Origin of the sequence: Ruegeria sp. HKCCA6707 (genome assembly GCF_013033515.1) — a bacterium.
Classification (GTDB): Bacteria; Pseudomonadota; Alphaproteobacteria; order Rhodobacterales; family Rhodobacteraceae; genus Ruegeria.
In genome coordinates this window covers 63,446-88,918 of sequence record NZ_WQEG01000001.1, presented here as the reverse complement: position 1 = coordinate 88,918, position 25,473 = coordinate 63,446, and the positions used below count along the sequence as shown (strand labels likewise).

Annotated in this window: 25 protein-coding genes; 9 read left to right on the top strand and 16 right to left on the bottom strand. The window is 57.9% G+C overall.

The annotated features are described in order from the left end of the window. The 9 genes from phoU to GOW40_RS00370 all read right to left on the bottom strand — a co-directional run bounded on the left by phoU (position 1) and on the right by GOW40_RS00370 (position 8,762). Positions 1-702, bottom strand: coding sequence for a phosphate signaling complex protein PhoU (phoU, locus tag GOW40_RS00410; protein WP_171099005.1), 702 nt, complete (start codon positions 700-702; stop codon positions 1-3). A gap of 16 nt (positions 703-718) precedes the next feature. Beyond that, positions 719-1,516, bottom strand: a complete 798-nt coding sequence (pstB, locus tag GOW40_RS00405) for a phosphate ABC transporter ATP-binding protein PstB (protein ID WP_305848781.1) — start codon at positions 1,514-1,516, stop codon at positions 719-721. Positions 1,517-1,528: 12 nt separating this feature from the next. Further along, positions 1,529-2,860: a phosphate ABC transporter permease PstA gene (gene pstA / locus GOW40_RS00400; protein WP_171129499.1), complete on the bottom strand. Its 1,332-nt coding sequence runs from the start codon at positions 2,858-2,860 to the stop codon at positions 1,529-1,531. Further along, entirely contained in the window at positions 2,857-4,329 is a 1,473-nt protein-coding gene (pstC, locus tag GOW40_RS00395) for a phosphate ABC transporter permease subunit PstC (RefSeq protein WP_171129501.1), read from the bottom strand. The genes pstA and pstC overlap by 4 nt, the downstream gene beginning before the upstream one ends. A gap of 92 nt (positions 4,330-4,421) precedes the next feature. Next, positions 4,422-5,462 (bottom strand): substrate-binding domain-containing protein, encoded by a 1,041-nt coding sequence (locus tag GOW40_RS00390; protein ID WP_171129503.1) that lies wholly within the window; start codon positions 5,460-5,462, stop codon positions 4,422-4,424. A 155-nt stretch (positions 5,463-5,617) separates the two neighbouring features. Next, positions 5,618-6,664, bottom strand: coding sequence for an ATP-binding protein (locus GOW40_RS00385; protein WP_171129505.1), 1,047 nt, complete (start codon positions 6,662-6,664; stop codon positions 5,618-5,620). A gap of 18 nt (positions 6,665-6,682) precedes the next feature. Next, entirely contained in the window at positions 6,683-7,216 is a 534-nt protein-coding gene (locus GOW40_RS00380) for a gamma carbonic anhydrase family protein (RefSeq protein WP_171129507.1), read from the bottom strand. After that, the gene (gene gmk, locus GOW40_RS00375) at positions 7,213-7,854 is read right to left on the bottom strand and encodes a guanylate kinase (RefSeq protein ID WP_171129509.1); all 642 of its coding nucleotides are present in this window, start codon (positions 7,852-7,854) and stop codon (positions 7,213-7,215) included. Before gmk ends, GOW40_RS00380 begins: the two co-directional genes overlap by 4 nt. Positions 7,855-7,871: 17 nt before the next feature. After that, positions 7,872-8,762 carry a YicC/YloC family endoribonuclease gene (locus GOW40_RS00370; protein ID WP_171129511.1) on the bottom strand — a complete coding sequence of 297 codons (891 nt, stop codon included), beginning with the start codon at positions 8,760-8,762 and terminating at the stop codon, positions 7,872-7,874. Between the two features lie 296 nt (positions 8,763-9,058). On the opposite strand from GOW40_RS00370, the gene GOW40_RS00365 reads away from it, so the two are divergent. Further along, positions 9,059-9,679, top strand: a complete 621-nt coding sequence (locus GOW40_RS00365; protein WP_171129513.1) for a PAS domain-containing protein — start codon at positions 9,059-9,061, stop codon at positions 9,677-9,679. A 53-nt stretch (positions 9,680-9,732) separates the two neighbouring features. Here GOW40_RS00365 and GOW40_RS00360 read toward each other — a convergent pair whose 3' ends face one another. Then, positions 9,733-11,103 carry a class II 3-deoxy-7-phosphoheptulonate synthase gene (locus GOW40_RS00360; protein ID WP_171129516.1) on the bottom strand — a complete coding sequence of 457 codons (1,371 nt, stop codon included), beginning with the start codon at positions 11,101-11,103 and terminating at the stop codon, positions 9,733-9,735. 167 nt (positions 11,104-11,270) lie between these two features. On the opposite strand from GOW40_RS00360, the gene GOW40_RS00355 reads away from it, so the two are divergent. Continuing rightward, complete coding sequence (locus tag GOW40_RS00355) at positions 11,271-12,275, top strand: GlxA family transcriptional regulator (RefSeq protein WP_171129518.1); 1,005 nt, start codon at positions 11,271-11,273, stop codon at positions 12,273-12,275. Between the two features lie 5 nt (positions 12,276-12,280). On the opposite strand, the gene GOW40_RS00350 is transcribed toward GOW40_RS00355, so the two are convergent. Next, complete coding sequence (locus GOW40_RS00350) at positions 12,281-12,808, bottom strand: GNAT family N-acetyltransferase (protein WP_171129520.1); 528 nt, start codon at positions 12,806-12,808, stop codon at positions 12,281-12,283. A gap of 81 nt (positions 12,809-12,889) precedes the next feature. Continuing rightward, positions 12,890-13,981 carry a PQQ-dependent sugar dehydrogenase gene (locus tag GOW40_RS00345; RefSeq protein WP_171129522.1) on the bottom strand — a complete coding sequence of 364 codons (1,092 nt, stop codon included), beginning with the start codon at positions 13,979-13,981 and terminating at the stop codon, positions 12,890-12,892. Positions 13,982-14,143: 162 nt separating this feature from the next. Here GOW40_RS00345 and GOW40_RS00340 point away from each other — a divergent pair, with 162 nt between their 5' ends. The 6 genes from GOW40_RS00340 to GOW40_RS00315 all read left to right on the top strand — a co-directional run bounded on the left by GOW40_RS00340 (position 14,144) and on the right by GOW40_RS00315 (position 20,225). Next, positions 14,144-15,325 (top strand): ABC transporter substrate-binding protein, encoded by a 1,182-nt coding sequence (locus GOW40_RS00340; protein WP_171099031.1) that lies wholly within the window; start codon positions 14,144-14,146, stop codon positions 15,323-15,325. A gap of 127 nt (positions 15,326-15,452) precedes the next feature. Continuing rightward, entirely contained in the window at positions 15,453-16,241 is a 789-nt protein-coding gene (locus tag GOW40_RS00335) for an ABC transporter ATP-binding protein (RefSeq protein WP_171099033.1), read from the top strand. Between the two features lie 108 nt (positions 16,242-16,349). Next, complete coding sequence (locus GOW40_RS00330) at positions 16,350-17,063, top strand: ABC transporter ATP-binding protein (RefSeq protein ID WP_171129524.1); 714 nt, start codon at positions 16,350-16,352, stop codon at positions 17,061-17,063. 427 nt (positions 17,064-17,490) lie between these two features. Beyond that, a complete protein-coding gene (locus tag GOW40_RS00325) occupies positions 17,491-18,501 on the top strand; it encodes a branched-chain amino acid ABC transporter permease (protein WP_171099039.1) in 1,011 nt (336 codons plus the stop codon). Then, the gene (locus GOW40_RS00320) at positions 18,498-19,811 is read left to right on the top strand and encodes a branched-chain amino acid ABC transporter permease (protein ID WP_171129526.1); all 1,314 of its coding nucleotides are present in this window, start codon (positions 18,498-18,500) and stop codon (positions 19,809-19,811) included. The genes GOW40_RS00325 and GOW40_RS00320 overlap by 4 nt, the downstream gene beginning before the upstream one ends. A gap of 162 nt (positions 19,812-19,973) precedes the next feature. Next, on the top strand, positions 19,974-20,225 hold the full coding sequence (locus tag GOW40_RS00315) for a hypothetical protein (protein WP_171129528.1): 252 nt from the start codon (positions 19,974-19,976) through the stop codon (positions 20,223-20,225). Between the two features lie 14 nt (positions 20,226-20,239). Here the strand turns inward: GOW40_RS00315 and GOW40_RS00310 are convergent, their stop codons facing one another. Next, positions 20,240-21,787, bottom strand: a complete 1,548-nt coding sequence (locus tag GOW40_RS00310) for a helicase HerA-like domain-containing protein (RefSeq protein ID WP_171129530.1) — start codon at positions 21,785-21,787, stop codon at positions 20,240-20,242. 462 nt (positions 21,788-22,249) lie between these two features. Here GOW40_RS00310 and GOW40_RS00305 point away from each other — a divergent pair, with 462 nt between their 5' ends. Beyond that, a complete protein-coding gene (locus GOW40_RS00305) occupies positions 22,250-22,822 on the top strand; it encodes an invasion associated locus B family protein (protein WP_171099047.1) in 573 nt (190 codons plus the stop codon). A 46-nt stretch (positions 22,823-22,868) separates the two neighbouring features. Here the strand turns inward: GOW40_RS00305 and GOW40_RS00300 are convergent, their stop codons facing one another. The 3 genes from GOW40_RS00300 to lpxD are packed head-to-tail and all read right to left on the bottom strand — an operon-like array spanning position 22,869 to position 25,467. After that, positions 22,869-24,077 (bottom strand): beta-ketoacyl synthase, encoded by a 1,209-nt coding sequence (locus tag GOW40_RS00300; protein WP_171129531.1) that lies wholly within the window; start codon positions 24,075-24,077, stop codon positions 22,869-22,871. 8 nt (positions 24,078-24,085) lie between these two features. Next, the gene (locus tag GOW40_RS00295) at positions 24,086-24,343 is read right to left on the bottom strand and encodes an acyl carrier protein (RefSeq protein ID WP_171099051.1); all 258 of its coding nucleotides are present in this window, start codon (positions 24,341-24,343) and stop codon (positions 24,086-24,088) included. Between the two features lie 32 nt (positions 24,344-24,375). Continuing rightward, complete coding sequence (gene lpxD, locus GOW40_RS00290; protein WP_171129533.1) at positions 24,376-25,467, bottom strand: UDP-3-O-(3-hydroxymyristoyl)glucosamine N-acyltransferase; 1,092 nt, start codon at positions 25,465-25,467, stop codon at positions 24,376-24,378. Positions 25,468-25,473: the final 6 nt, after the last annotated feature.

Here is a 25,473-nt window from a genome sequence, read left to right as displayed (position 1 = left end):
CTAGGCGGATTCTGCGGTCACGTCAGCCTTGGGCCGCGCTTCCGAGGGACGTTCGCCGGTGACCAGATAGACGACCTGTTCGGCAATCGCCGTCACATGATCGCCCATCCGCTCGATATTCTTGGCGATGAAATGCAGATGCATACAGGCGGTGATGTTGCGCGGGTCTTCGGCCATGAAGGTCAGGAACTCACGGAAGAGACCGTTGTACATCTGATCAACCTCCTCATCCCGGTCGATCACGTCGGTGGCCAGTTCCGCATCACGCTGGATATAGGCGTCCAGAGCGTCGCGCAGCATCAGCTCGACCTCACGCGCCATGCGACGCAAGGCGGCCGCGCTGCCGTTGATCTCACCCATACCCGCAAGAACAGTCGTGCGTTTGGCGATGTTTTTCGAGTAATCGCCAATCCGTTCAAGGTTGGCCGAGACTTTCAGGACCGACAGAACCAAACGCAGGTCACTGGCCGTGGGCGCACGCAGAGCGATCAAACGGGCGGTTTCCTCGTTGATCAACTCTTCCAACGCGTCGATTGCCTTGTCGCCGTTTCGAACCTCTTGGGCCAGCTCTTCGTCGCGCGATTCAAGCGACCGGGCCGAGCTCATGATGGCGGCTTCGACAAGGCCACCCATCTTCATGATATGGGCCTGGATCGCTTCCAGATCACGGTCGAATGCAGATGCAATGTGTTGTTCGCTCATAGGAAAATACCTGTGCTCAGCCGATCCGGCCTGTGATGTAGCTTTCAGTGCGCGGGTCTTCGGGGTTGGTAAAGATCTGCCCGGTTTCACCGAACTCGACCAGGTTCCCCAGATGGAAAAACGCCGTCTTCTGGCTGACCCGTGCTGCCTGCTGCATCGAGTGGGTCACGATGACCACCGAATAGCGCGCGCGCAGCTCGTCGATCAGTTCCTCGACCTGTGCAGTTGCAATCGGGTCCAGCGCGGAACAAGGCTCGTCCATCAACAGCACTTCGGGTTCGGTCGCGACTGCACGGGCAATGCACAGACGCTGTTGCTGACCACCGGACAGGCCAGTCCCCGGAGCATCCAGGCGGTCTTTGACTTCATCCCAGATCGCACCTCGGCGCAGGGATTTTTCGACAATCTCGTCCAGCTCGGCTTTGTTCTTGGCCAGCCCGTGGATGCGCGGGCCGTAAGCCACGTTGTCATAGATCGACTTTGGGAACGGGTTGGGTTTCTGAAACACCATCCCCACCTTGGCGCGCAGCTGCACCGGATCGACCCGCTTGTCATAGATGTCTTCACCGTCCAGCAGAATGTCACCCTTGACCTTGCAGATGTCGATTGTGTCGTTCATCCGGTTCAGACAGCGCAGGAAGGTGGACTTCCCGCAGCCCGACGGGCCGATAAAGGCGGTGACGGTCTTGTCTTCGATATCGACATTCACGTCCTTGATCGCATGGGTCTCGCCATAAAACACCTGAACATTCTTGGCGTTGATTTTGATGTCTTGGGAGTCCACAGCTCTCTCCACTCGTGTCATGTCATTCATTGTAGCCTCCATTTACCAGCGGCGTTCAAAGCGGCGGCGCAGGATAATTGCGATGATATTCATGGTCAGCAGGAACATCAAAAGAATGATGATCCCGCCCCAGGCTTTTTCGTAAAAGCCCACATCGGCGCGGGCGGCCCAGGTATAGATCTGTGCGGGCATGGCCGAGTTCGGCTCGGTAAAGCCCGCCAGGAACCCATCAGGGTATCCACGGGCCACAAAGCCAACCATACCAATTAGCAACAGAGGTGCGGTTTCACCCAAGGCTTGCGCCAGACCAATGATTGTGCCGGTTAGAATACCCGGTGCGGCCAGCGGCAGCACGTGGTGGAACACCGCCTGCATTTTCGAGGCCCCTACCCCAAGTGCTGCATCCCGGATCGATGGCGGCACCGCCTTGAGCGAGGCGCGGGTCGAGATGATGATTGTGGGCAGGGTCATCAGCGTCAGCACCAGCCCTCCGACCAGAGGTGCCGATTGCGGCAGGTGCATGAACTGAATGAACACGGCCAGACCCAGAATACCAAACACAATAGACGGAACTGCGGCCAGGTTCGAGATGTTCACCTCGATCAGATCGGTGAATTTGTTCTGTGGCGCGAACTCTTCGAGATAGATTGATGCTGCAACGCCGATGGGCAAGGACAGGACCAACACAACCATCATCATGAAGAACGAGCCCACAACCGAGGCCCCGATCCCCGCGCCGCCCGGGTTGTCCACACCTGAATCTGCACCGGTGATGAAGGGCCAGTTGAACCCCTGCTTGATGATTCCGGCCTCTTTCAGCGCATCGACCAGATCAAGGTCGCTCAGTTGCAGAAAGCGGCTGTCTTGCAGCGTGTCACGCGACACGCGGCCTTTGAAATATCCATCAACGCGGCTGGAGGCGGCCAGATCAAACTCGATCGGCTGCCCCAGCTGATCAGGGTTTTCGGCATAGAAGGTACGGATCGTGCCGCCAACCTTACCCAACAGACGCTCAATTGCGGCATCGTCGAAATCCACTTCGACCCCACGTTCTGTCAGCTCTTTATTGAGGGCTGCGATGAACAGATCGGAATAGGCTTTGGTTTTGAACAGGGTGCTTTCGGCCTCTTCCCGCTGCTGTTCGGTCAGGGTGAAGTCGACACTGACAACCGTGCGCTGAAAGGCCGGGATACCCTGCGACAGGATCGAGGCAAACAACACCACCAGAAAGAACAGACCGGTTGCGATGGCGACAATGCCATAGGTGCGGAACCGTTTCTCGGCCTTCGCGCGTTTGATCGTACGCGCATCGGTTGCTGTCAGAGACGCTGCGTGGCGACCGGTTTCGGGGCTTTGCATGCTGGCGTCGGTCATTCGTACTGCTCCCGGTATTTGCGCACGATATAAAGGGCAAAGACATTCAGCCCCAAGGTCAGAACAAACAGTGTCATGCCCAGGGCAAAGGCCACCAGCGCCTCGGGCGAGGCAAAGTCGGCATCGCCTGTCAACTGGCTGACGATCTTGGCGGTCACGGTTGTCATCGCTTCAAACGGGTTGAGGCTGAGGCGCGCAGCCGCGCCCGCCCCCAGAACCACGATCATGGTCTCGCCGATGGCGCGTGATGCGGCCAACAGGATGGCACCGACGATGCCCGGCAAAGCTGCGGGCAGCACCACCTGACGAATGGTCTCGGACTGGGTGGCGCCCAAACCGTAAGACCCGTCGCGCATGGCCTGCGGAACCGCGTTGATGATGTCATCCGACAGCGACGACACAAACGGGATCAACATGATCCCCATGACGACACCCGCCGTCATCACCGCGGTCCCGGCTTTCATCCAGCCCAGACCATCGGCACCAAAGATGTTCAGCAGCAGCGGACCCACTGTCAGCAAGGCAAAAAGCCCGTAGACGATGGTGGGGATACCGGCCAGCACCTCAAGCATCGGCTTGGCGACCGAACGGACACGCGGCGAGGCGTATTCGCTGAGGTAGATCGCGGCGAACAAGCCGATGGGCACGGCCACCAGAAGCGCCACGAACGAGATATAGAGCGTACCCCACAGCAGCGGGATGATCCCCAACTCGGACAGGCCTCCGCGCCCTGAAAAGCTGGGCGACCAGGTCAGGCCAAAGAAGAAATCCGTGGCGGGGTAAAGCTTGAAGAACTCCCAGGTGTTGAACACCAGAGAAAGCACGATACCGACCGTTGTCAGAATGGCGATGGATGCAGCGGCCAGCAGCAAAACGCCCACACCCTGCTCGACCACGTTGCGGGCGCGATAGTCGGCATTGGTCTGCAACCAACCTGCAGCGGCGCCGATCAAAGCGACAAACAAAACCACGAAGGACATGATCGTATAGCCGGTCGCGTTCATCAGGCGATAGCGCTGAGCAGCATTCAAGACCGGCTGAGAAATATCCGAGGTAACGACCTGTCCGGCATCTTTCAAAATCTGCGTCAATTCGCTGACATCGGCATCTGCGTTGTTTGCTGCTGTTTCGGACAACGTGCCCTGGGCAACAGCATTGTCCAACCCAGACGCTGTGCGTCGAACTTCGGCCATAACCAGGCTACGCGATGAGCCTTCCTTGATGGCGCTTTCCGGGATCATGTCCGAGATTTGAGAATTCACGAAGAGAGGCTGTGCCAGCAGCCACAGGATCAACAACCCAAAGGCTGGCACAACGGTTTTGAGTGCAACATTGGTGCCGTAAAAAACCGGCAGAGAATGCAAACCCCGGCTGTCCCCGCCGGCACTTTGCAAAGCGCGTGATCGTCCCAGAACATATCCGACCGCCGCAATCGCCAGCACGATCAGTATAAGCCAAGCTATTGGCATGACACCCCCGTTGCTCTCGGTTGAGAGACTTTAGAAAGACACAGAAGGGGGCGACTGTCCGCCGCCCCCAAACCGTCAAACCATCATCAGGCTTAGCTGCCCGAACCCATGGTCACTTCGTTGTTGATCGCTTCCTGAGTTTTCGCCAGCTCAGGGTCTGCCACCAGGCCATAGTTGGCCAGAGGACCCGACGGACCTGCGATTTCGTCAGCAGTAAAGAACTGAGCGTATTCTTTCAGGCCGGGGATCACGCCGATATGCGCTTTCTTGACGTAGAAGAACAGCGGGCGCGAAACGGGGTATTCACCGGTCGAGATGGTCTCGGTCGAAGGCGCAACACCCGACATGGTGCCCACTTTCAGCTTGTCGGTGTTGTTCTCATAAAACGCCAGACCGAACACGCCGATGCCGTTGGGGTTGGTGTCGATGCGGGCCAGTGTCTCGGTATAGTCACCGTCGATATCGACCGACTTGCCATCGGTGCGAACGGCCAGACATGCATCTTCCGCGTCATCTTCGCTCATGCCGCCATCGATCATGGCCTGCATCGCGCCGGTTGCTTCACAGCCGATCAGCAGAACTTTTTCTTCGAACACTTCACGGGTGCCGTGCTTGGTGCCCGGGATGAAGCCTGCGATTTCAACATCAGGCAGGTCCGGGTTGAACTCGGCCCAAGTGTTGTAAGGGTTATCAACAACTTCGCCGTCTTTCAGAACCTTCGCGCCCAGGGCGTTGAAGATGTCCGAAGGCTCGAACGCGTTGAAGGCCGGACCGGTCTGCTGGCTGGCGAACACGATGCCGTCATAGCCGATGCGGACTTCCATGATGTCGGTCACACCGTTTTCGGCGCAGGCCTTGATCTCTTTTTCGCGGATTGCACGCGAAGCATTTGCCACGTCGATGGTGTTCTCACCAACACCTTCGCAGAAACGCTTCAGACCAGCGGAAGAGCCACCCGATTCGACAACGGGTGTCGGGAAGTCAGTGTTTTCACCAAACAGTTCCGCAACGATCGAAGCGTAAGGCAGGACGGTCGACGAACCCGCGACTTGAACATTGTCACGCGCAGCAGCAGCAGTGGCCGAAACGGCAGCGATGGCCAGAGCCGAGGCCGACAGTTTTACAAAGGACATTCCAGTCTCCTTGATAGAAAAGTGTTGTGATCACCCCCATGATGATCTTGAGCGCAGCCCTAAATCGCGCTCGTAAGCCTTTTGTGACAGCTATGTAACAGTTTCATGACAGATCGCGTTTTTCGCGCATTTTTTGTCACAAAAGATGCGACGGCTCAGCGGGGCAGGATCACGGTGAAAACCGAACCCTTGCCCAGATCGCTTTCCACCCGCAACCGACCGCGATGTCGGTTGACGATGTGTTTGACGATGGCCAGCCCCAAACCGGTGCCGCCAAGTTGGCGTGACCGGTGGCTGTCGGCGCGATAGAAGCGTTCGGTCAGGCGCGGCAGATGGACAGAATCAATGCCCGGCCCCTTGTCGACGATCTGCACGCGCACCGCTGGGCCACGCATCGCCGTGTCGCGCTCAAAGACGCGCAGCTTCAATTCGACGCTGCCACCGGACCCACCATATTTGATCCCGTTTTCGATCAGGTTGGTGAAGACCTGGCGCAATTGATCGCTGTCGCCGGGGATCAGCACAGGATCATCGGGGGCGGTCAGTATCAGTTTAACGTCGGCGTCATCCGCCAAAGGCCGCAGCGTATTGATGGTGGATTGCAGCAAACCCGTCAGCTCAAGCTGTTCCTTCGGACGGACCCGTTCTTCGCTTTCGACCCGGTTGAGCGACAGAAGATCCCCAACCAGACGGTTCATCCGGTTCGCCTCATCTTCCATGATCTGCAAGAACCGCTCGCGCGCGACCGCGTCTTCCTTAGCCGGGCCGCGCAGGGTTTCGATAAACCCCATCAGCGCTGTCAGAGGCGTGCGCAGCTCGTGGCTGACATTGGCCACGAAATCGCGCCGCATCTGGCTGGCCTGTTCCAGATGGGTCACATCCTGAAACACCACCAGCGCCGCCCCGCCCGAAACCGCGCCAACACCGTTCAGATAGCGACATTCAACCTCAAACGTCACATCCTGCGCCCCATCATTTGTCAGATGGCGCGCTTTCGCTTTGCCCTTGCTGCGCAGGCTTTGTTCGATCGCCTCGATCACCAGCGGCTGACGCAGGATGGTGGCGAAATGGCGACCGGTGATGTTCTGCCCCAGAATGGTCGTCGCATCCGCATTGGCCGCGATGATGCGTTCGGTCTGATCGACCATCAAAGCGGGCAACGGAAGCGCTGAAACAAATTCTTCGGTCAGGTCTTGGGACATGATTATGCCTTTGATGCGTTAGGCGTCTGTCGAGACCTTTGTGAGGGTGTCACGAAACTTCCGCATGTTCTGCTGATAATGCAGCGCGCTTTGCGTCAAGCGCTGGGCGGCGGCCTCGTCCAACTGACGCACGACCTTGCCCGGCGCTCCCATGACCAGCGAATTGTCGGGGATCTCTTTGCCTTCGGTTATCAGCGCCCCTGCCCCGATCAGGCAATTGCGCCCGATCCTGGCACCGTTCAGCACAATCGCACCCATGCCGATCAGGCTGTTATCGCCGATCGTGCAACCGTGCAGCATGACCTTGTGACCGATGGTGCAGTTCTGGCCGATGCTCAGCGGATAGCCCGGATCGATATGCATCACACAGTTTTCCTGCACATTGCTGCCGGCACCCACCCGGATCTCTTCATGGTCCGCGCGCAAGGTGCAGCCAAACCAGACCGAGGCGCCCTGCTCCAGCACCACTTTGCCGATCAGATTGGCGTCGGGCGCGACCCAAGTGTCGTCGTGTATCTGCGGCGCGTCATCGCCCAGAGCGTAAAGCATCACGACTGTTCCTCGAATTCCATCTGCAGTTTGCGCACATGCTCTTGCAGCGCGGGTTGCTGGATTCGGCGCATCCGTTCGGCGCTGATGATGGTCTTCAGCTTTTCTTCGGTCGCGTCCAGATCATCATTCACCAGAACATAATCGTAATAACCCCAATGGCTGATTTCGTCCCAGCTTTTGAGCATCCGCTTGCTGATCACATCTGCGCTGTCCTGGCCCCGGCTTTCCAGCCTGCGTCGCAATTCTGGGATCGAGGGCGGAAGAATAAAGATCGACAGCGCGTGTTTGCCAAGATCCGAATTGCGGATCTGCAAATCCCCTTGCCAGTCAACGTCGAACAGAACGTCCCGGCCGCTGGTGATCGAGTCGCGCACCGGAGCGACCGGCGATCCATAGAAATTGCCAAAAACATGCGCGTGTTCCAGCATCTGACCGTCGGTCACCTGCTGTTTGAACGCTTCTTCGGTCAAAAAGTAATATTCGCGCCCATGCGCTTCGCCCGGGCGCGGCGCGCGGGTGGTGGCCGAGATTGAGAACTCCAACCCATCGTCCCACTGCATCAGTCGCCGGGCCAAAGTGGATTTGCCCGCGCCCGAGGGCGAAGACAGAATGATTAAAAGACCTCGGCGATCAGCCATCGTTTCCGTTCCTGCTTCTATTCTACGTTCTGCACTTGCTCGCGCATCTGATCAATGACGGCCTTAAGCTCCAGACCAACGGCGGTCAGCTCGGCGTTTTGCGACTTTGAACACAGCGTGTTGGCCTCACGATTGAACTCCTGCATCAGGAAATCAAGCTTACGCCCCACCGGACCATCCTGTTGCAACAGATCCCGAGCGGCCTCCACATGGGCGGCCAGCCGGTCAATCTCTTCTGTGATGTCGGCTTTAACGGCGATCAGGGCAAGTTCCTGCGCCACCCGATCCTCATCCGCTCCCTGACTGTTGTCCAGAACGCGGGCCAGATTGGCGCGCAGGTTCTGTTCCATCTCGCCTCGTCGCTGTTCAGCCAGACCCGCAGCCGCCTGGGTGAGTTCGGCAATCCGGTTCAGTTGATCGGCGAGGATCGCGGCAAGCGCCTGCCCTTCGGTTTGGCGCATTTCAAGAAACGCCGCCAAAAGGGGCCCGAATTCAGACTTGAGCTGTTCCACCAACGGCGCTGCGTCATCGTCTTCGCTTCCAGCCTCCATCATGCCCCGCAGGGACAGGAGGTCGCTTGCCCGCGATTGCGCCAGCGTGACGCCATGGGCATTGGCCATCTGCTCGGTGCGCGCAATGGCCTCAAGCGCCGCTTCCATTGCAGGGATATTCAGCCGCAGATCAGTTGCAGTTTCTTCCCGGCTGACCCGCAAAGACAGTGTAACGTTACCGCGGTTGACATTGCGCGTCAGCTCGGCCCGCAATGCTGCCTCCAGCCCGGTCAGCCAGTCGGGCAGACGCAAGCGCATATCCAGCCCCTTGCCGTTCACGCTGCGCAATTCCCAGCTCCAGGAATGAGGGCCAAACGCGCCTTTTCCAGCAGCAAAACCGGTCATGGATCTGATCATGTATGTCCCTTTTCGCAACGCATCGCCCCGCATCGGACGCACCTAATGCCATCAGGCCACCAAGAGCAAGGCCCCGCTCAGTCTCTGCATTACCGTGTTGGGTTAACCATTCGTTAAAGATTTCCTCCAAAATTGTATTAACCCCTGTCAATCTGGTGGAAACCTAAGCCGTGCTGCCAAGACCTCTGACCAGTATGCGGCATTTTAGGAAAAACGGCTTGGATTGACGTAAAGGTTGGAAAATGAGTTCTTTTTTTGGGAGTGAGCCCCGACAGGAATCGGGAAAAATCGTTGCGATGGACCGCTTTGACAGTGGGCGTAGCCTGTCCCCAATTCGTCAGGCCGAAGCGTATTGGACCGTATTGCTAACCGGCAATGCGGTGCCGATGCGTTCCCAGATCGATCCGCGTGGGCTTGAGAATATTCTTGAATACACTTTCATTCTCGAACGCATCGCCCCCGGTCTCGCCCGGTTTCGCCTTGCGGGTAGCCATCTGAACAAACTGGCGGGGATGGAAGTGCGCGGCATGCCGATGACAGCCTTCTTCGACCCAGCATCGCGGGACCAGATTACAGCTCATCTGGAACGTGTCTTTGCCGCTCCCGCCGTGGCCGAGCTGAGCATGATCTCGAAAGGCAAACTTGGGCGCACCAGCTTGCATGCACGTATGATCCTGCTGCCTTTGAAAAGCGATTTGGGGGATATCAGTCGCATTCTGGGGGTGATGGTCAGTGACGGGGTTATCGGCACAACACCGCGCCGCTTCACATTGACAGGCGATCACATTCGCAATGTCTCGGACGTGCAGCGCCCGCCGCAGAAGGTCAGTGAACCGGAACCAGGTTTTGCCGAAGACCGGAGCGAATTTCGTCCGGCAGGCCGTCATCTGAGACTGGTCGTGTCGCGCGACGACTGAAACAAAAAACGGCGGACCCAAGGCCCGCCGCTTTCAGTCACAAAGCGATCACACTAGCCTGTTGCGCGTTTGCTGCGATCACGGCGCAGGTTGGTCAGCTCTTCGGCCACCAGGAAGGCCAGTTCCAGCGATTGCGAGGCGTTCAAGCGCGGATCACAGGCAGTGTGGTACCGATCCGACAAATCCTCTTCGGTCACAGCGCGCACGCCGCCGGTGCATTCGGTCACGTCCAGACCGGTCATCTCGAAATGCACACCACCGGGGATGGTATCTTCGGACTGGTGCACGCCAAAGAAATCACGCACTTCGCGCAGGACCGAGTCGAACGGGCGCGTTTTGTACCCGGTTGCCGACTTGATGGTGTTGCCATGCATTGGGTCGCAGACCCAGGTGACCTTGGCGCCCTCTTCCTTGACGGCCTTGATGAGCCGCGGCAGATGCTCACCCACATTGCCAGCGCCAAAGCGCGCGATCAGGGTCAGGCGCCCTTCTTCGTTCTTGGGGTTCAGCTTGGACATCAGAACCTTGAGGTCTTCAGCCGTGGTTGTCGGTCCGCATTTCAGGCCAATCGGGTTCTGCACACCACGGCAAAACTCGACATGCGCACCATCGGGCTGACGCGTGCGGTCACCGATCCAGATCATATGACCAGAACCGGCCAGCCATTTGCCCGAGGTGGAATCCAGACGCGTCAGCGCCTCTTCATATTCCAGCAACAGGCCTTCATGGCTCGTATAGAACTCGACGGTCGAGAACTCATGAGTCGTGTCCGCCGTGATTCCGGCCGCACCCATGAAATCGATGCTGTCCTGAATCCGGTCCGCGATCTCCGAGTATTTCTGAACGTCCTGTTCATCGGCAAAACCAAGCGTCCAGGCGTGAACACGGCTCATATCTGCGAAGCCACCGGTGGAAAACGCGCGCAGCAGGTTCAGCGTGGCGGCTGCCTGCGTATAGGCCTGCAGCATCTTTTCCGGGTTCGGAATGCGCGCTTCGGGGGTGAAGGCCAGATCGTTGATGATGTCACCGCGATAGCTGGGCAGTTCCACGCCATCCACTGTCTCGGTCGGTGCGCTGCGCGGTTTGGCAAATTGCCCCGCCATGCGGCCCACTTTGACCACCGGCACTTTGGCCCCATAGGTCAGAACCATGGCCATTTGCAGCATCACCTTGAACGTGTCGCGAATCGCATCCGCGCTGAATTGCTCAAAGCTTTCGGCACAATCGCCACCTTGAAGCAGGAAAGCCTCACCGCGCCCGGCAGCGCCCAGCTGCTGTTTCAGACGGCGCGCTTCACCGGCAAAGACCAGCGGAGGATATTGAGAAAGCTGAGACTCTACCTTGGCCAACGCAGCCGCGTCGGTATAGTCGGGCATCTGAACCCGGGGCTTGTTGCGCCAGTTCGATTTGTGCCACTCGGTCATAGCTTTGGTCTCCACTGAGGTAATTCAGGTGGTCTCTATACAAAAAGCAATTCAAGGACGCCATATCCGAATTGCGCCTCTTGACGTCGCAATCAAGCTTTGACCAAGGTGGCGGGCAAAACTTCTGCCTGGTGGGTACCGCAGGCACGCAGCAAGGACACGACGTCATGCAAGAGCAACGCCAAGTTGTCACAGTGGACGGCACCGACGCCAAGCCCAAGAATTTCGTTTTTGTCTTGCTCGAGGGCTTTTCACTTTTGTCCTTCGCATCGGCGCTGGACAGCCTTCGTATCGCCAACCGAATGGCCAACGAAACGATTTATACGTGGTCCCTGGCCGGTGAAGGTGGTGAAATCGCCAAATGCTCGGCCGGAACATCATTTCAGCTGGATTCTGATTTGGATGAGTTGCAGCGGGACGAAGTTGTGCTGGTCTGCGGCGGTGTGGACGTACAGACCGCGACCACCAAGCGCGTATTGAACTGGCTGCGGCGCGAGGCGCGCAAAGGTGTCAAGATCGGCGGCTTGTGCACGGCTGCCTATACGCTGGCCAAGGCTGGGCTTCTGGACGGTAAAAACGCGACGATTCATTGGGAAAACTCGGACAGTTTCACCGAAGAGTTTGAAGACGTTCACCTGACCAAATCCGTGTTCCAGATCGACGGCAACCGGATGACAACGGCGGGTGGCACTTCCTCGATCGACCTGATGCTCAAACTGATCGCGGATGACTACGGCGAAGATCTGGCTAATGCGGTGGCAGACCAGATGATCTATTCCTCGATCCGGACAGATCAGGATACCCAGCGCCTGTCCACGCCGACGCGGATCGGCGTGCGCCATCCCAAGCTGAGCCAAGTCATCCTGATGATGGAAAAGAACATCGAAGAGCCGATCTCGCCATCGATCCTGGCCAAAGATGTCGGCATGTCGACCCGCCAGCTGGAACGTCTCTTCCGCCGGTACCTGAGCCGGTCGCCCAAGCGCTATTACATGGAGCTGCGCCTGCACAAAGCGCGCAACCTGCTGATGCAGACGGATATGAGCGTCATCAACGTGGCGCTGGCCTGCGGCTTTGCCAGCCCGTCACATTTCTCGAAATGCTACCGGGCGCATTACAACACCACGCCGTATCGTGAGCGTGGCGCACAAGGCGGGCGCCTGTCGGTGTGACGCCTTTACAGGTGCTTTTCGAAATAATGCAGATGTGGTCGCAGCATCGGCTGATCCAAATAAGTCGTTGTTTCAATCGGATCCTCTAACTCGACAAATCCGAGTTTGGGATAGAGATCGCGCATTTCGACATTGGGTGTAAGCGTATCGGCAATCAGTCGCGTCAGCCCCATATCCCGTGCAGCCTGCTCTCGCGCTTCGATCAGAGCCCGCCCCGTGCCGGTGCCCCGAGCCGCCTCAGTCACGAAAACCCGTTTCAATTCGCCCGTGACGTCATCAAAGCGTTTCATCATGCCGCAACCGACGATCTCGCCCGTCTCACTGCGCGCCACAACCAGGCACCCTTTCGGAGGCAGGTAATCATCCGCATTCGCCCAATACTCGGCCAATGCGCTTTTTGGGGCAGCCGGATCGATATCGAACCCCATGGCGCCCATACGTTCAACGATCAGCCCGTAATACTGCATCAGAATGTCATTCAACGCCGCTTTGGGTGGCATTTCGGTGCAAAGTTCAATGTCAAAAGCGCTCATGACTGCAATCTGGCATAACGGGCGGCCGATGAGAAAGTCTTTCGTCTGAAACAGCCCGCGATCACATTCATTTGGTGAAAATCACGGCGTCATGCGATAGACCGCGCCCTCGCCCACCGACAAGAACCAGATCGCCCCGTCCGGGGCCTCGACGATGTCGCGCACCCGCGCGGTCTCAGGCCCTTTGATCTGCTCAACCTCGCGCACAGGCGATCCGTCAAGTCGGGCGATATAGTCGAACTTCAACGACCCAACGAACAGGTTGTCCTTCCATTCGGGCCAGAGCTTGCCGGAATAGACCAGCAACCCAGACGGCGCGATGGACGGATCCCAATAGTGTTCAGGTTGTTGCATCCCCGCTTTCGAGGTGCCTTCACCGATTTTCTGGCCTGAGTAGTGCACGCCATAGGAGATCACTGGCCATCCGTAATTCGCGCCGGGTTCCACCAGATTCACCTCGTCACCGCCCCGCGCGCCATGTTCCGACACCCAAAGCCGCCCGCGCGCATCCAGACCCGCGCCTTGCGGGTTGCGATGACCGTAAGACCAGATCTCGGGCCGAACGCTGCTTTCGCCGATGAACGGATTGTCTGTGGGCACCGATCCGTCCCGATTGATCCGGATCACCGATCCCATATGCGTCAGCAGATCCTGCGCCGAGGGCCGGTCGCCGCGGTCGCCGATGGTGACGAACAGGCTGCCATCCGGCGCTTCAACGACGCGCGATCCGAAATGCCGGCCACCGGACCCGCCGGGCGTGGCCTCAAAGATCACCCGGAGGTTGGTCAGTCGCGCTCCGCTTTCAGTAAGCCGCGCCACTGCCAGAGCGGTGCCCGCACCGCCGTTTTGCGGCTTAGAGAAGGTCAGGAACACCTCGCGGCTCTGGGCAAAATCCCTTGGAATGGTCACGTCCAGCAACCCGCCCTGCCCGCGCGCTGCGACCTTGGGCACACCGCGTACCGCCTTGGCTTGGCCATCTTTGACATAGAGCAACTCGCCGTCTCGCTCGGTCACCAGGAAATCGCCATCCGGCAGGATGCCAATGGCCCAAGGCGTATCTAGGCCGCCGATCTGTTTGGTCAGAGTGACCGGCCCCGCGCTGGTTTGGAGCGTATCAGCCATGGCACCGGGGACGAACAGGATCAGAAGCAGTGACGAAACAAGTCGGAGCATTTCAAACCTCTTGCAAGCGGGACAAGCGTTCCAAAGAACAAACCTATCAAAGCAAATAGTTTTAGCCTGCGTAAAAGCACGTTTGCGTTAAGACTTTTCTTTTGCGAACGGCTTGCCTAGGGTCTGTCGCAGAAGAAGACTATGACAATAGGGAGTAACACAATGAAAAAGCTGCTGACAGCAACCGCAGCAACTGCTCTGCTGGCGGGCACCGCTATGGCAGACGATGTCAAACTAGGCATCCTTTTGGGCTTTACCGGTCCGATTGAATCGCTGGCCCCGGCCATGGGATCAGGCGCCGAGATGGCGATTGCCGAAGTCACCGAATCCGGCAAGCTGCTGGACGGCACCACAGTGACTGGTGTGCGCGCCGATACAGGCTGTATCGATAACGGTCTGGCCACGTCCAATGGTGAACGCATGATCGCCGATGGTGTCGCAGGCATTATCGGTGGTGACTGCTCGGGCGTGACAGGGGCGATCCTGCAGAACGTGGCGATTCCGAACGGTATGGTGATGATATCACCTTCGGCCACCTCACCGGGTCTTTCGACCATGGAAGACAATGGACTGTTCTTCCGCACCGCTCCGTCGGATGCGCGTGAAGGTCAGGTGATGGCGGACATCCTGAATGATCGCGGCATCAGCTCAATCGCGCTGACCTACACCAATAACGACTACGGCAAGGGTCTGGCGGACGCGATCCAGTCCTCTTTCGAGGCATCGGGTGGTGAAGTGACCATTGTGGCCGCGCATGAGGACGGCAAGGCCGACTATTCCGCTGAAGTGGGAGCGTTGGCCTCGGCTGGTGGCGACATTCTGGTCGTCGCAGGCTATCTGGACCAAGGCGGTCTGGGCATCATCCAGTCGGCGTTGGACAGTGGCGCTTTTGACACTTTCGGTCTGCCCGGTGGCATGATCGGAGATTCGCTGCCAGCCAATGTCGGGCCTGACCTGAACGGCTCGTTCGGTCAGATCGCCGGTTCGGGCGGTGAAGGCGCTGAGAAGTATTTTGCCATGGCCGAAGCCGGTGGCTTTGACGGCTCGTCGCCCTATTCGCCGGAATCCTATGACGCCGCGGCGTTGTTCATGCTGGCCATGCAAGCCGCAGGATCGACCAACCCGGCCGATTATGCAGCCAAGGTCATGGACGTGGCCAACGCACCGGGCGAAAAGATCTATCCCGGTGAACTGGCCAAGGGTCTCGAGTTGTTGGCCGCGGGTCAAGAGATCGACTATGTCGGTGCCTCGGGTGTAGAACTGATCGGCCCCGGTGAAAGCGCAGGCTCTTACCGCGAGATCGAAGTCACCGACGGTGAAAACACAACCGTCAACTTCCGTTGATCCTGCGTAAACGATCATAAACACAAGCAGCCCGGGCCTTGTGCCTGGGCTGTTTCAGTGACAAAAGGCGCCACCTTTCTCAGGGTCGGGGCAATAAGAACGCCAAACAGGGCGGCAAGGGGATATGATGATCGTCGTCGAAGACGTGCACAAGCATTTCGGCGGGTTTCATGCGGTGGATGGGGCATCGCTGGAAATCCAGGAAGGCTCGATCACCGGGTTGATCGGACCAAACGGAGCCGGGAAAACCACTCTGTTCAACGTGATCGCCGGGGTTCTGCCCCCCACCAGTGGCCGGGTCTTCATGGATGGCGAAGATATCACCGGCCTGCCACCGCATGATCTGTTTCACAAAGGTCTGCTGCGCACGTTTCAGATTGCGCATGAGTTTTCCTCGATGAGCTGTCGCGAAAACCTGATGATGGTGCCCGGCGCGCAATCAGGAGAGTCGCTGTGGAACACCTGGTTTGGGCGCAAACGCATCGCCGATGAAGAGCGCGCTTTGAAAGCCAAGGCCGATGAGGTGCTTGAGTTTCTGACCATCGAACATCTGGCCGATCACAAGGCCGGTCAGGTCTCGGGCGGGCAGAAAAAGCTGCTGGAGCTTGGCCGCACCATGATGGTTGACGCCAAGATCGTGTTTCTGGATGAGGTCGGCGCGGGTGTGAACCGCACCCTGCTGATGACCATCGCCGACACGATCCTGCGTCTGAATGCCGAGCGAGGATATACCTTTGTCGTCATCGAGCATGACATGGACTTCATAGGTAAGATCTGCGATCCGGTGATCTGCATGGCCGAGGGCAAAGTGCTGGCCCAAGGCACGCTGGATGAGATCAAGGCCAATGAACACGTGATCGAGGCCTATCTGGGCACCGGTTTGAAAAACAAAGACAAACTGGAGGCCGGGGCGTGATGGATGTGATCCAAATGAGCGCCTGCGGCGCGCTTTGTTTTGCAGGATGGGGGCTCTGCCTCCAAGACCCCCGGGATACTTATGGCCAGATGACAGGGGATCCGGTTTATGGGTGAGCCTTTTTTGATCGGTGACACCATGACCGGTGGCTATGGCAAGGGGCCGGATATTCTGCATGACTGCACGATTGCGGTGGATGCCGGTGAAATTGCCGTGATTGTCGGGCCCAACGGGGCGGGCAAATCGACGGCGATGAAGGCCGTCTTTGGGATGCTGGACGTGCGCGCCGGTACGGTGCGGTTGGATGGCGAGGATATCACAGGGCTGTCGCCGCAGGATCGGGTGGTCAAGGGTATGGGGTTTGTGCCGCAGACCGCGAATATCTTTACCTCGATGACTGTGGAAGAAAACCTTGAGATGGGGGCGTTTATCCGAACCGATGATTTCTCGGACACGATGGAGCAGGTATTTGATCTGTTCCCCATCCTCCGCGACAAGCGGCATCAGGCGGCTGGAGAGCTGTCGGGTGGGCAGCGTCAGCAAGTGGCTGTCGGCCGGGCGCTGATGACCCAGCCCAAGGTGTTGATGCTGGATGAACCCACGGCCGGGGTTTCCCCCATCGTGATGGACGAGCTCTTTGACCGGATCATCGAAGTGTCGCGCACCGGTTTGCCGATCCTGATGGTCGAACAGAACGCGCGGCAGGCGTTGGAGATTGCCGACAAGGGCTATGTGCTGGTTCAGGGGCGGAATGCCTATACCGGCACCGGCAAAGAGCTGTTGGCCGATCCTGAAGTGCGCAAGAGTTTCTTGGGGGGGTGAGGATGAAATTTACCCTTTCAGCATCGTTCGCTTGGTTGATCCAAACTTCCATTCTATCTGCCGCGTGGGATCAGTCCGGCTACCCCGCGAATTGCTTTTTGTACTCCGCTTGTGAAGGTCAAGTCTGTGTGAGTGCGAGTATGCCTCTCAGCTCAGTAAAACTAACCCTAGATGGAGACACATACCATTTAGAGGGTCGTGGAAATGAGCGTCTAAAGCTTGGATATTTCAAGGACTTAGATCAAGCGGTCAACTACCTAGAATCAAGAACTAGACCAGACTTTTCGACCGTTATTGTGCCCAACTACGAAATCGCTGACGCCTTTGGAATGAACCTCATTCCGCTTGTTCGTCGCGGTGACAGCACTGTTATGTCTAATCGAGTTTCCAAAATACTGTGCAGTGCAATAGCGGATGGGCTCTACTAATGGACTTCCTCAACGCCCTTGTGGCGCTCTCCAACTTTGTTCTTGTTCCCGCGATTGCCTATGGCAGCCAGTTGGCGCTGGGCGCGCTTGGGGTGACGCTGATCTATGGTATTCTGCGGTTCTCGAACTTTGCCCATGGCGACACGATGGCTTTTGGGGCGATGATTGCGGTTCTGGTTACCTGGGGGCTGCAAGCCGCCGGGGTCAGTTTCGGGCCGTTACCCACCGCCCTGCTCGCCCTGCCCTTTGCCATACTCGGCTGTATCATTCTGGTGCTGATCACGGACCGGCTGGTTTACAGGTTCTACCGCGAACAAAAGGCCAAGCCCGTCATTCTGGTGATCGTGTCGATGGGTGTGATGTTCATCATGAACGGGTTGGTGCGTTTTGTGATCGGGCCCGATGATCAGCGGTTCTCGGACGGGGCGCGGTTCATCGTGTCGGCGCGGGATTTCAAGGAAATGACCGGGCTGCGCGAGGGGTTGGCGATAAAGACCTCTCAGGGCATTACGGTGATCGTGGCCGTTCTTGCCGTGGCGCTGCTGTTCTGGTTTCTCAACAAGACGCGCACCGGAAAATCGATGCGGGCCTATTCCGACAATGAGGATCTGGCGCTGCTGTCCGGCATCAATCCCGAGCGGGTGGTGATGATCACCTGGATCATCGTGGCGGCACTGGCGACCACAGCAGGCGTGCTCTACGGGCTGGATAAAAGCTTTAAGCCCTTTGTCTATTTCCAACTGCTGCTACCGATCTTTGCCTCGGCCATTGTGGGCGGATTGGGCAACCCTCTGGGCGCGATTGCGGGCGGGTTCATCATCGCCTTTTCCGAGGTGACGATCACCTATGCCTGGAAGAAGGTGCTGACCTATCTGGCCCCCGAAAGCCTTGAGCCTTCGGGATTGGTGCAGTTTCTGTCGACCGATTACAAATTTGCGGTCAGCTTTGTGATCCTTCTAATCGTGCTGCTGTTCAAGCCCACGGGTCTGTTCAAAGGGAAAGTGATATGAGCGAGCCCGTCAAAAACACGCTTCTCTTTGTCGTGGTCGGTGCGCTGATCCTGTTGACCGGGTTCACGCAGAGCTGGAACGCAGCGATCCTGATCCTGAATATGGGGCTGATCTCGGCCATCATGGCCATCGGGGTGAACCTGCAATGGGGGTTTGCGGGGCTCTTTAACGTGGGTGTCATGGGCTTTGTGGCGCTGGGCGGGCTGGCGGTTGTGCTGGTTTCCACCCCGCCGACTCCGGGGGCGTGGTCGTCGGGCGGCTATGGCATAGTGCTGGCCCTGCTGTTGGGGGCCGCGACCGTGGTGGCGGCTGTTCTTGTTGCGACGCGGATGGCTACGGGCCGTATGCGGACGCTGACCATCATCGGAATTCTGATCGCGGGGTTCTTTATTTATCGTGCCGTGTTCGACCCCAGCGTTGCAGGCGTTGAAGCCATAGATCCTGCGATTGCGGGCAATCTGGGCGGGTTGAACCTGCCAGTGCTGCTGGCCTGGCCTGCGGGCGGCTTGTTGGCTGCCGGGGCGGCGTGGCTGATCGGGAAAACGGCGCTGGGGCTGCGCTCGGACTATCTGGCGATTGCAACGCTGGGCATTGCTGAGATCATCATCGCCATCATGAAAAACGAAGACTGGCTGGCCCGGGGCGTAAAGAATGTTTACGGCATTCCGCGCCCGGCCCCCGTGGTCGGCTATGAAGTCGAACTACAACAAGACCCGGCCTTCCTGGCGCGGGCCGAGTGGTTCGGGCTGGAACCGGTCACCGCGTCGACCCTGTCGGTCAAGCTGGGGTATTCACTGCTGTTCATGATCGTTCTGCTGGTGCTGCTGTGGATGGCGCAAATGGCATTGAAAAGCCCGTGGGGCCGGATGATGCGGGCCATTCGCGACAATGAGGTCGCGGCCGAGGCAATGGGCAAGGATGTCACCCGCCGCCATTTGCAGATCTTTGTTCTGGGCTCGGCCATTTGCGGTATCGCGGGTGCGATGATGACCACGCTGGATGGCCAGTTGACCCCAAGCGCCTACCAGCCCTTGCGGTTCACCTTTCTTGTCTGGGTGATGGTGATCGTTGGGGGATCGGGCAACAACTTTGGTGCGGTTCTGGGTGCGTTTCTGATCTGGTTCCTTTGGGTTCAGGTCGAACCCATTGGGCTGTGGCTGATGAACCTGATCACGGCAGGCCTGCCGGATGGAAGCGCTTTGAAAGCGCATCTGGTGGAAAGCGCTGCGCATATGCGCCTGTTCACGATGGGGCTGATTTTGCTGATTGTCCTTCGGTTCAGCCCACGGGGCCTTATCCCCGAAAAATAGACGAAACATCGCCTCAGTCATACAAGCCGCGCCGTTCGACGGCGCGGTTTCTTGCTATTTGGTTAATAAAATACTAATGCAGGGACGCACCACTCAACGGCTCTGGCCTATTTGGCCAGTTGTTAAAGATCGCCCTGTTAACTTGGAAAGCCTTGTTTCGTGATGAAGAAATCGCTCACCTTCTCTCTTCTGACATCGGCTGCTGTCCTGATGGCTGCATGTGTCCCCAGCCCGTCCGATTTTGAGACAACACCCGTTCAGGTTTCAACATCCAAGGGCGTGGTGACCTGTCAGCTCTATCGCCTGGATCGCGTAGACTGGGATCGCGCGATTGATTTCCCGGCTACCAAAATGACGGTGCCCGAAGCGGATCAGATCTGCCGGGATGAAGGCCTGCGGATCAAGAATTCCTAAGCGCTGAGGCACACCTATCGGTTCTTGAACAATCCACCCAGAATGCCGCGAACTATGCGGCGTCCGGTTGTGCCTTTCAGCTCTTTGATCACAGCCTCACTCATGGCGGTTGCGAAGGTGTCCTTTTTCCGGCTGACACGAGACGAAGATCGTCCGACGCGGCTGCCGGAATAACGCCTTGCCGAGGCGTACTCGCGTTCTGCAGGCGATTGGCGTTCGAATATGTCGTCAGCCTCAGCCGCCTCGGCCTCTTTTGCGGCGGCATCCGCACGGGCCTTAAGGATTTCAAAGGCTGACTTACGGTCTTTCACGGCATCGTATTTTCCGGCCATCGCAGAGCCTGCCATGACTGCGGCCCGGTCTTTCTGCGTGATCGGACCAAGCTGCGACCCCGGAGGGCGGATCAGCGTACGCTCGACCATACCTGGGATCCCCTTTTTCTCGAGCATCGAGGTCACGGCTTCGCCGACTCCCACTTCGCGGATGGCGGTTTCGGTATCGAAGGCCGGGTTCTCGCGATAGGTCTCGGCAGCCAAGCGCAGGTTCTTGCGATCCTTGGCGGTAAAGGCGCGCAGCGCGTGTTGAATACGATTGCCCAGCTGTCCCAGAATATCTTCTGGAATATCTGCCGGGTTCTGCGAGATGAAATAGACCCCAACACCTTTGGATCGGATCAGACGCGCCACTTGCTCGACCTTATCGACCAGCACTTTGGGCGCGTCTTCGAACAGCAGATGAGCTTCATCAAAGAAAAAGACCAGTTTTGGTTTTTCCGGGTCACCGACTTCGGGCAATTCTTCGAACAACTCGCTGAGCAACCACAGCAGGAACGTCGCATAAAGACGCGGTGCGCCCATCAGCTTGTCGGACGCCAGAATGTTGACCATTCCATGCCCGTTTTCATCTGTCCGCATCAGATCTGACAGCTCCAGCGCCGGCTCACCGAACAACCGCGTCCCGCCCTGGTTTTCAAGCACCAGCAACCGTCGCTGGATTGCCCCGATTGATGCGGTGGACACATTCCCGTATCGCAGCGACAGCTGAGACCGGTTCTCGCCGATCCAGACCAACAATGCCTGCAGGTCTTTCAGGTCCAGCAGCGGCAGACCGTCCTCATCAGCGACGCGGAAGGCAATGTTCAGAATACCCTCTTGTGCCTCCGACAGCTCGAGCAGACGAGACAGCAGCAACGGGCCCATTTCTGTGACAGTTGTACGCACCGGGTGGCCCTGCTCGCCGAACAGATCCCAGAACGTGACCGGGCAGGCGGAATAGGCAAAATCAGGCAGACCGATCCGCGTTACGCGATCCATGAATGCTTGATGCAACTTATGCGTTTCACTCCCGGCAAGGGCCAAGCCGGACAGGTCTCCTTTGATGTCCGACAGGAAGACAGGAACGCCTGCTTTCGAAAAACCTTCGGCCAAAATTTGCAGCGTTACCGTTTTGCCGGTTCCTGTTGCCCCGGCGATCAAACCGTGGCGGTTGGCATAGTTCAAAGACAGCCCTTGCGGCTGCCCATAGTCCTGACCAGCGCCGCCCACAAAAATCTTGTTTTCCATACTATTCTGTCCCAAAGCTCAACGGTTTGGTGCAAGCATACAAAGTTAACCTTTGCCTGCGATAGTCATTTTGTTTTCTCGCGGGGTTAGCCCCCAAAAGAAGGCAAACTTCCTCCCTGTCGACTGGCCGTGCCTTCGGGCACGGCTTTTTCCTGCCCTGAACCCTAAAAACCTCTGTAACAACAGATTAAATTTCGAGGATAACAGTTGACCGAGCGCCGCCCCTTTCGTAACGTCTGCGCATAAATAAGTCGGCCAGTCCGACGGGGAGAACTATTATCGAAAAGGGGGCTGGTCGAACGGCTCCCTTTTTGGCGTTTTTGAAGGCAGCTCGCGTAGCGCAGGATTCAATTTGCCGAGCGAAAAACGTTCATTTTTGCCAGCTGTGCACGGTTTGAACCTGACACCGCCCCGCCGCGATGGTAGACCGAAAAAAACAGAGATCAGCAGCATGAGGCAATTATGATCAGGACCCTTCTCCCACTCTCGGTGGTCGCCACAGTGGTTTGCACTGGAATTGCTACCGCACAGGAAGCTTCCGACAACGGAACCGGCCTGGACCTTGGTCAAACAGGTCCACGAATTGGCGAGCAATACGTAAAAGAAGAATCCGGTTCATGGAACATTTCTTGCATCAAAGCGGAAACCGGCGAAGATCCCTGCGCCATGGTTCAAATCCTGAACGGGCCCCGGGATGAACCGATCGCAGAGGTGACGATTGGCAAGCTGCCTGAAGGCAATGCCGCCGTCGCTTGGGCCAATGTCATTGTGCCGCTTGAAACACTCTTGCAAGCTCAACTGGCCATGTCGATCGATGGTGCTCCGCGCAAGCTTTACAATTATCACCATTGCATCCCGGTCGGGTGTGTCGCGCAACTGGGTCTGACCCAGGGTGATATTGATGCGATGCGGTCCGGGTCTTCCGCCATACTCTCGCTGGTGCCGGCGCGCGCGCCCGATCAAATTCTGGATATGGAGATGTCTTTGTCCGGCTTCACCGCCGCATTTGATCAGATCGGCGTATCGCTCAACTGATTCAAACCATCTGAACAGAAAGCCGTCAGCCTATCTGACGGCTTTCTTATATTCGTTTGAGCGCAAGCACCGCGTTCAAGCCACCAAACGCGAACGCGTTGCTGATCGCAACATCAACTTTTGCCTCTCGCGCATCGTTGGGAACAACATCAAGCGCACATTCCGGGTCGGGCTCTTCATAGCCGATGGTCGGAGCGATGACCCCTTCACGCAGCGCCATGATACAGGCCAAAAGCTCGACCGCGCCGGTACCACCGATCAGATGTCCATGCATGGATTTGGTCGATGAAATCATCAGATCATCCGCGTGCTGGCCAAAGACATCCGCCACCGCAGCACATTCGGTCTTGTCATTGGCCGCCGTGCCTGTGCCATGGGCGTTGATATAGCCAACCTGATTGGCGTCCAAACGCGCATCCGCCAAGGCGCCGGCCATCGCGCGTGAGGCGCCTTGCTTGCTGGGCATTACGATGTCGGCCGCATCCGAGGACATGGCAAACCCCGCAACCTCGCACAGAATATCTGCCCCGCGAGCACGCGCATGTTCGTACTCTTCGAAGACAAAAACGCCCGCGCCTTCACCCTGCACCATGCCGTTGCGATTCGCACTGAAGGGGCGGCAGGCGTCTTTGGACATCACCCGTAGCCCCTCCCATGCTTTGACCCCACCAAAGCACAGCATCGACTCGGACCCGCCAGTCAACATGGCCGGTGCGGCACCGCTGCGCACCATCTGAAACGCCAGAGCCATGGCATGGTTTGACGAGGCGCAGGCGGTCGAAACGGTAAAGCTGGGCCCTTTGAGGTTGTATTCCATCGACACATGGCTGGCGGCCGCGTTGTTCATCAGCTTTGGAACAACAAAAGGATGCACCCGGTTTTTACCATCCTCATAGACCGAGCGGTAATTGTCGTCCCAAGTCGAAACACCGCCCCCGGCAGTCCCCAGAACCACGCCGGACCGCGCGGCCAAATCGCCATGGAACACAAGGCCCGATTGCTCAATCGCCTCTTTGGCTGCGGTCAGCGTGAACTGCGTGAACCGATCATAGAGCGACATTTGCTGGCGGTTGAAACGGCCCTCGGCCTCGAACCCGCGTACCTGACCACCGATCTTGATCGCCAGACGTTCAACATCGCGAAACTCAAGCTCGGTGATCCCGCAGCGACCTTCCCGCATCGCTTCAAGCGTGTCCGGCACCGAATGGCCCAGCGAATTGATCGTGCCGGCGCCTGTGATGACAACGCGTTTCATCGTCTATGTCAGACCTTTTCCGCCACAAGCTTTTCTATGCCTGCGATAATGGCCGCCACATTTGTGATGTCAAAATCGCTGGCGCTGGGTTCGTTGGCGTTGAAGGGGATCGAAATATCGAACTCTTCCTCAATAGCGAAAATGCTTTCGACCAGACCAAGACTGTCGATGCCCAGATCTTCCAGCGTGCTGTCGGGGGTCACATCCGATGGCTCCAGAACGGCCTGCTCTGCAATGATTGCGATAACGCGGTCGCTGATGCTCATGTCGATACCCTGATTTTCTTGTTGGGCATGATTTAATCGCTCGTGCCCGGTTTGAAAACAGCCTTTTTGAGCGCTTCGATGTCGCGGGCCAGCCGAGGCAGTCTGCGTTGCGACTTATAAATCTCGGTATGGCTCTCCATTTTGATGCCCGGATACCCCATGATGACGCGGCCCGCAGGTACGTTGGACAGGATCTTTGTACCACCACCCGAAATCACACCGTCACCGATAAAGATGTTATCGACCACGCCAGTTTGGCCCCCCAGTACCACGTTATTGCCGATCTCGACCGAGCCCGACACACCGGTTTGTCCGCAAAGCAGACAATCGCGTCCAACGCGTGTGTTGTGACCAACATGAACGAGGTTATCCAGTTTCGACCCATCGCCGATGACCGTATTGCGAATGGTGCCGTTATCGATCGTGCAATTGGACCCGATCTCAACATCGTCGCCGATCTGAACAGCCCCCAGCGAGTGAATCCGCATCCAGCTTTGTGCTTTTGCATCGCCCTGATCACCCATTGTCTTGCGCGCATTTTCTGCGCCCGAAACCTCTGGTGTGACATAGCTGAACCCATCTCCGCCCACGCGTGCGCCGGGTTGCGCGATGAAACGGTCGCCGATCTTTGCGCGCGCGCCGATGCTGACCATCTCGCGCAGCAGCGCATTCTCGCCCAGAACGGCATCCATACCAACAGTAGCATGGGCCCCTAGGATCGAACCCGATCCGACCCGCGCCCGGGCGCCAATCACCACAAGCGGGCCGATTGAGACGTTTTCGCCGATCTCGGCTGTCGGATCAATCACGGCAGACGGGTGGACACCCGGAACGACACCCTGCCCGCGATCCATCATCGCGGTAACACCCGCCATCGCCCGGCGTGGGCGTGCAACAAAGATGGCGGCTTCAAGCCCAAGCGCCTTCCAATCAGCCCCGTCCCACAATACCGCCGCACGGGCGGTGCCACCGGACAGAGACTCGGCGTATTTCGGGGACATGGCCATCGCCAAATCCGTTGGTCCCGCGTCACCCGGTTCGGCGGCGCGCAAAACGGTCAGGTCGGTATTGCCCGCGGCCTCAACACCCAGGGCATCGGCGATTTGCTGAATGGTGAACTGCATGTGGGG